Raw genomic sequence first — 4,718 nt, forward strand, 5'->3', positions numbered from 1 at the left:
CCCTGGTGTCCGGCGGCGTGCGTGTCGACGACGACGGGTTTGGCTGGGCCACACCGACATTCGTCGTGACGTCCGTCGAGGCATTGGCGGAAGCGGGTGGCGAGCTGCTGGACGAGGTGTTCGGGCCGTTTTCGGTCATCGTGGAATACGACGACGCCGCGGCACTGCCCGAGCTGGTCCGGCGGCTGTTTCCGGGGAACCTCACGGCCACCGTACACAGCGCCGACAGTGAGGACAGTCCCGAACTGGCCGCCCTGGTCCATGCGCTGATGCAGGTGTCGGGTCGGGTGTTGTTCGGCGGCTGGCCCACTGGGGTATCCGTCACCGCCGCAATGCAACATGGCGGCCCGCATCCGGCGACCACCGTGGACGCGACGTCGGTCGGAACGGCCGCGATCGGCCGGTTCTTGCGCGCGGTGTCCTACCAGAATGCACCGGAGTCGCTGCTGCCACCGCCACTGCGCGACGACAACCCGTGGCAGATTCCGCAACGGCGCAGCCTCAAAGGGCTATCGGCTCAATGGGGTTCGCTGTCCGGACGGTACTGAGGACACCATGGTCGCCACAGCCGACCAGCCGACGGGGTTGGCCTTCTACGATCGGACCGCCATTCGGGCTGCTCTGTCGCCGATGCGTGCGGTGGAGGCGGTTCGCGACGCCTTGGCGGCGGGGCTGGACCCAGACACCGACATCCCGCGCTGGTCAGTGCCGTTACGCCACGGTGCATTCCTCCTGATGCCCTCGGATTTCGGACGCTACGCGGGTGTGAAGGTGCTTACCTCTGCACCGGACAACCCCGCCCGTGGCCTGCCGCGCATACAGGGGGTTTACGTGCTGTTCGACGCACCGACTGCTACCCCAAGGGCACTACTGGACGGACCGGAGCTGACAGCGATACGCACCGCGGCGGTATCCATGGCCGCGGTGAAGGATCGCCTGTTGGCGACCGAGAATCCCTTGCGGGTAGTAGTTTTCGGAGCCGGCACCCAGGCGCACAGTCACGTCCGTACCCTGTTGGCCGTCATCGAGGGTACGCGTGCGCTCGATGAGCTGGTGGTGGCCGTGCGCACGCCACGGGATGCGATCGCGCTGGCCGGTGTCGCCGCGACCACCGTCGGTATTGGGACAGCCGAGGCGGGTCGGGCCGTCGCCCGCGCCGACCTGATCATCTGCGCAACCGGCTCCGATGTCCCACTGTTCGACGGCAGGCTGGTCGCCGATCACTCGACAGTCGTATGTGTCGGCGCCCACGAACCGAACGCCCGCGAGGTGGACGACGAGCTGATCGCACGGTCGACGGTGATGGTCGAGAGCCCCGCGATGGCGACCGGTCAGGTCGGCGCGGTCATCCATGCGGCGGCGGCAGGCCGGTGTGATCTCCGACGACTCGTCGCGATGCGCACATGCGGCAACCTCGATGGCGTGACATCCACGGCCCCACTGGTATTCATTTCCGTCGGGATGTCATGGGAGGACCTCGTCATCGCCAGCGCCGTCGTACAAGCCGAGCCAGGACAAATCCCCAGGAAGTCGAACCAAAGCCTTTGAACGCAGACATCGCCATGGCACACTGCCATGTGACATGGCACACAACGGGAGGATCGCTGTGAACCGGGAGGCTGACCGGTGACGCCTACCGGGGCAGAGGGCAGCGAGCGTGCCGGAAATGTCGGTATCGACCTCGACCACATCTCCAAGCGCTTCGGTGACATCGTCGTCCTCGACGACGTGTCGCTCCATGTCGCACCGGGCACGGTGACTGCGTTGATCGGGCCGTCGGGCGCAGGTAAGAGCACCTTCCTGCGCTGCATCAACCTGCTCGAACGACCTGATTCGGGGACGATCCGGGTGGCAGGCCACACCATCGAGCCGGGCAAGGAGATCCGCAGTCGTGACCTTGCGGCGCTGCGCGGCACCGTCGGGATGGTGTTCCAGTCGTTCAACTTATTTCCGCACATGTCGGTGCTCGACAACATCAGCTTCCCCCAGCAGAGCGTGCTCAAACGTACCAAGAGCGAGGCCAACGACAGGTCGATGCAACTGCTGGAGCGAGTCGGCCTTCCGGAAAAAGGCGATCAATATCCGACCCGCTGCTCGGGCGGTCAGCAGCAGCGCATCGCGATCGCCCGGGCGCTGGCACTGGACCCGTCGATCATGCTGTTCGACGAGCCGACGTCGGCGATCGACCCCGAGATCGGGCTCGAAGTCCTTGCGGTCATGCGCGAACTGGCTGCCGAGGGGATGACGATGATCGTGGTGACGCATGAAATGCAGTTCGCCAGAGACGTTTCCGACACGTTGGTGGTGATGGCCAACGGCCGCATCATCGAGCGGGGCAACCCGCGCGAGATCATGAAGGAACCCACCGAAGCGCGGACGAGGCAGTTTCTGCGCGCGGTGCTGGAGCGCTGAATGGATCCCGTGACAGCGGTGCTGCGGGGCGTGCCCATGACCCTGTACCTCACCTTCGGCGCCTTCGTCATCGGAGCCGTCGGCGGCCTACCATTGGCCTTGGCGCTGCGGTCGGGAGCATGGCCGGTCCGCATCGTCAGCAGGCTGTTCGTCGACTTCGTGCGGGGCGTGCCGATCATCGTCTGGCTGTTCGTGCTGAAGTTCGGTCTGGCCGGCGAGGGCATCCGTTTCACCCCGTTGACCGCAGGCGTGATCGGGTTGGGCCTGGTGTCGGCGGCCTACCTGGCCGAGATCTATCGCGGTGGTCTGCAGACGGTACCGGTCGGCCAGTTGGAGGCCGCCAACGCGCTGGGGCTCAGCCGCAGCGTCACCTTTCGGCGGGTGATCGCGCCGCAGGCGTTTCGGATCGTGTCGCCGACGGTGGCGACCTATCTGATGGGATTGTTCAAGGACTCTTCGATCGCGTCGACGATCATCGTGGGCGAAATCGTCTTTCAGGCCCAGTCTTACGCGCGTCAGCATCCGACGGCCGTCGGCATCATCCCGTACATCGTGGCCGGGTTGATCTACATCGTGCTGAGCATTCCGGTGGCTTACTACTCGCGCAAGCTCGACCGGCGCATGCGGGCGGAAATCTACTGATGGATTTCCTGCACAACTGGGTCGAATATCTGCCCGAAATGTTGTCCGGCCTCAAATTGAGCCTGCTCATCGCGGCCGTGTCGATCGTTGCGGGCTATCCGCTCGGCTTGGGCCTGTCGCTGATGACGGCATCGAAGAACCTGGCGGCCCGCGCCGTCGGACTGGCAGTGGTCGAAATAGGTCGAGGGGCACCGGCGCTGGTGATCCTGTACCTCGTCTACTACGGCCTACCGAAGTTCGGGATCAGTTTTGAAAGTCTCACCGCCGCTTACATCGGGCTGACCTGGAATGCAGCCGCCTACTCCAGTGAAATGTTCCGCGCCGGTCTGCAATCCGTGCCGCGCGGCCAGATCGAGGCGTCCCAGGCACTGGGCCTGCATTCCTGGCCCATCTTCTACCGGGTGCGCCTGCCGCAGGGATTGCGCTCGGCGTCGCCCGGACTGATGGGATTGGCGATCCAGATGTTTCAGGGGACGTCGCTGGCTTACGGCATCGCTGTCCCGGAACTGATGAAGACCTCGTATTCGATCGGCAGCAGGACCTTCAACTATCTGGAGGTGTTCATTCTCGCCGGACTTGTTTACGCGTGCATATCCATGCCCGCTACCTGGATTACCGTTTATTTCGAGAGGCGGATTCATCGGAGATACGCCTAGTCGACTTCAAATTGAGCACGCACCGTCATCGAGTGGTTCCGAGAATTCTGCTCCCGCGAATTGATCGAAATAGCTTCCAACGAAAGTCGAGAAATTATGACCACCCCGCGAATAAGAGGTTATGCAGCAATTGTTGCCAGCGCCGGCGTCGTAGCAACTTTGCTGACCGGGTGTAGCAGCGGCGATAGTGGCTCGTCGGTGGCCTCCGACTGCAAGCCCAAGCAGGAGAACGTCCATACCATCAGCCCGGGCAAGCTGACGATCGGCGTCATCGACATCCCGCCGTTCAGCAGCTACAACAGCGGCAACCCGGAGGGCATCGACATCTCGATCGTCAACACGATCGCCAAGGAGGACTGCCTGGAGCCGGTCTACCAGCAAGCCACCTACGCCGACGCCGTGCAGTCGATCAGCAGCGGCACCATCGACTTGGCGGTGGGCACCATCGATGCCACCGAGAAACGCATGACAGCGGTGGACTTCTCCAGCTCCACCTACCTCGACGGGATGGGTATCGCGTCCAAGTCCGGCGCGAAGACCGTCTCCGACCTGGAGAAGATCGGGACGGTGGGCACGATCGACGGATACCTGTGGGTCGAGGACCTCAAGAAGATACTGGGCGACAAGCTCAAGACATATCCCAGCAGCGTAGAGCTCAAGGCGGATTTCGACGCCGGCCGACTCGATGCCGACGTCGACGCCTACGGAGTACTGGTCCCGCAGTTCAAGGACGTCAAGGACGTGCAGGTGTTCCTGGCCAACGAGAACCCGGACCCGCGTGTGCAGGCCATCGTCCAGGCGCCGGAGGCCGCTTTTCCGTACACCAAGGGCAACACGTCCTTGGGCAAGGCGCTCAGCGACGGCATCGAGTCGCAGCGCCAAGACGGCACCGTCACCAAGCTGATCACCGACGCCGGACTCTCACCGAAGCTGGCCGACGTCGCGCCGAAGCAGTACGTCGTGCCGGCGAGCTAGTTGATCGAAGCCCTCACCGCGGCGGGCCAGGAG

5 protein-coding genes and 1 pseudogene are annotated in these 4,718 nt (G+C 63.9%); all 6 read left to right on the plus strand.

The features are described 5' to 3' along the window. A pseudogene (locus ACRDUX_RS04760) lies at positions 1 to 548 on the plus strand (aldehyde dehydrogenase (NADP(+))); the annotation flags it as partial. 7 nt (positions 549 to 555) lie between these two features. Next, complete coding sequence (locus ACRDUX_RS04765) at positions 556 to 1,548, plus strand: ornithine cyclodeaminase family protein (protein ID WP_526411512.1); 993 nt, start codon at positions 556 to 558, stop codon at positions 1,546 to 1,548. 78 nt (positions 1,549 to 1,626) lie between these two features. Continuing rightward, complete coding sequence (locus tag ACRDUX_RS04770) at positions 1,627 to 2,412, plus strand: amino acid ABC transporter ATP-binding protein (RefSeq protein ID WP_526411514.1); 786 nt, start codon at positions 1,627 to 1,629, stop codon at positions 2,410 to 2,412. Further along, the gene (locus ACRDUX_RS04775) at positions 2,413 to 3,054 is read left to right on the plus strand and encodes an amino acid ABC transporter permease (RefSeq protein WP_526411516.1); all 642 of its coding nucleotides are present in this window, start codon (positions 2,413 to 2,415) and stop codon (positions 3,052 to 3,054) included. Continuing rightward, positions 3,054 to 3,710, plus strand: coding sequence for an amino acid ABC transporter permease (locus ACRDUX_RS04780; RefSeq protein WP_526411518.1), 657 nt, complete (start codon positions 3,054 to 3,056; stop codon positions 3,708 to 3,710). Before ACRDUX_RS04775 ends, ACRDUX_RS04780 begins: the two co-directional genes overlap by 1 nt. Before the next feature lie 198 nt (positions 3,711 to 3,908). After that, positions 3,909 to 4,685, plus strand: coding sequence for a substrate-binding periplasmic protein (locus ACRDUX_RS04785; protein ID WP_526411520.1), 777 nt, complete (start codon positions 3,909 to 3,911; stop codon positions 4,683 to 4,685). The last annotated feature ends 33 nt before the right edge of the window (positions 4,686 to 4,718 follow it).

The organism is Mycobacterium sp. (assembly GCF_050701675.1).
Lineage (GTDB): Bacteria > Actinomycetota > Actinomycetes > Mycobacteriales > Mycobacteriaceae > Mycobacterium.

Coding starts and splice junctions, on each gene's coding strand:
- ACRDUX_RS04765 (WP_526411512.1), top strand. CDS start 556: ATGGTCGCCACAGCCGACCAGCCGACGGGGTTGGCCTTCTACGATCGG.
- ACRDUX_RS04775 (WP_526411516.1), top strand. CDS start 2,413: ATGGATCCCGTGACAGCGGTGCTGCGGGGCGTGCCCATGACCCTGTAC.
- ACRDUX_RS04780 (WP_526411518.1), top strand. CDS start 3,054: ATGGATTTCCTGCACAACTGGGTCGAATATCTGCCCGAAATGTTGTCC.